Raw genomic sequence first — 1,981 nt, 5'->3', positions numbered from 1 at the left:
CCACGGCCCGGTCCGAGAGTACGACGACGTCCGCGCCGTCCTCGATTGCGGCCGCCGCGTCCGCGCGGACCCGGCTCACGGCGTCGACGAGCGACCCATCACGGTCGTAGCTGACGTCGACGGTGACCGAAGAGAAGGCCGGCGTATCCCCGCCGCCGGATGCGCGCTCGCCCGGTCCGGGGAGGTCGCGGAGCGCGGCGGTCTCGGCGTCCGTCAGGACCGGCGAGTCGGCGACGATCTGCTCGGCGTGTTCCGGGGTCTCCGCGAGGAGGTTGCGCTGGTTCCCGATGCGGGTCTCGAGCGAGGTGACCAGCTCCTCGCGGATGTAGTCGATCGGGGGGTTCGACACCTGCGCGAACAGCTGTTTGAAGTAGGTAAAAAGCGGGCGGTCGATGTCGGCGAGGACCGACAGCGGCGTGTCGTCGCCCATCGAGCCGACCGGGTCCTTCCCCTCCGCCGCCATCGGCTCGACGAGGTGATTCAGCGAGTCGGTCGTGTAACCGAACGCGGCCTGATGCGCGCGGACGGTCGGTTCGGTCTCGTCGGGGTCGCTCGCCGCTGCGTCGTCCGCGTCGAGGTCTCTCCCGTCGACTCTGGCCGCGACCCCGCTTTCGTCGGTGAGCGCGCCCAGGTCGACCTGCCCGCGGTCGACCCACTCGCCGTACCGGTCGTCGGTGAGGTCCTCGAACACCTCGTCGTCGGGGACGATCCGGCCCGTCTCCGGGTCCGCGACGAAGATCTCGCCGGGCTGGAGCCGACCGCGTCGACGCACGTCGGCGGGGTCGGTGGGGAGCGCACCGACCTCGCTGCCGACGACGAGTCGGTCGTCGGTCGTCACCTCGTAGCGGCACGGCCGGAGCCCGTTCCGGTCCAGGACGCCCGCGACACGCTCGCCGTCGAAGCCGATTACGAGTGCGGGGCCGTCCCACGGCTCGACGAGCGAGGCGTGGTAGTCGTAGAAGTCCGCGCGGTCGTCGTCCATCAGGTCGTCGCCGCGGAACGCCTCCGGGATCAGCATCCGGAGGGCGTGCGGGAGGTCGCGGTCCGTCTGGAGGAGGAGTTCGAGCGCGTTGTCGACGCTCGCGGTGTCGGACTGGTTCGGGTCGTCGATCACCGGTTTGATCGTGTCGAGCTCGGCCCCGAACGCCGGGTGTTCGAGGTCGTTCTCGCGGGCCCGCATCCAGTTGACGTTGCCGCGGATCGTGTTGAACTCGCCGTTGTGGACGATGTTCCGGTACGGATGCGCGAGGTGCCACGCGCCGAGCGTGTTCGTCGAGAAACGCGCGTGGACGAGAGCGACGTGGCTCGCGAACCGCTCGTCGGTCAGGTCGGGGTAGTAGTCCGCGAGCTGTGACCCCTTCAGGAGTCCCTTGTAGACGACGCGCTGGCGGTCGAGCGAGCAGACGTAGAAGCGGCCGGCACCGTCGACGTCGGACACCTCGTTTTCGATCTCGCGTCGCGCGGCGTACAGCGCGCGGTCGAACCCGAGCAGGTCCGGGTCGGCGTCGTCCGGCCGGGTTTCGTCGGTCGTGAACCGCTGGGCCAGCCCCGCGCCCTCGACGGGGGCGACGAACACCTGCGACACCTCCGGTTCCGATTCGAGGGCCGTCGCGCCGAGGTCGGCGTTGTCGGTCGGGACCGAGCGCCACGCCAGCACCTCCAGCCCGTAGACGGCGCACACCTCGGCGATGACGTCGTGGATCTCCGCCTGAACGCTCGGTTCCGGCGGCATGAACACGGAGCCGACGGCGTACTCCTCCGGGAGGTCGGCGTCGACGACCTCGCGGAAGAATTCGTCGGGCCGGGCGACCATGATCCCCGCGCCGTCGCCGGTGTTCTCTTCCGCGCCGGTCGTCCCGCGGTGTTCGAGGTTCTCAAGTAGCGTAATCGCGTCCGAGACGGCCTCGTGGGTCGGGTCGGCGTCGAGGTCGACGACGCCGCCGATACCGCAGTTCGATCGGTCGTCCGTCGGCGCTGCCAG

1 protein-coding gene is annotated in these 1,981 nt (G+C 70.2%); it reads right to left on the bottom strand.

Going from position 1 to position 1,981, the window contains the following annotated elements; genetic code table 11:
• The coding region (locus BN903_RS08495) for a glutamate synthase central domain-containing protein (RefSeq protein WP_048077338.1) at positions 1 to 1,981 on the bottom strand (1,981 nt) is incomplete at both ends.

The sequence above is a fragment of the Halorubrum sp. AJ67 genome (genome assembly GCF_000513435.1).
The sequence above is the reverse complement of the archived record's forward strand: the minus strand, read 5'-3'. Positions and strand labels throughout refer to the sequence as shown.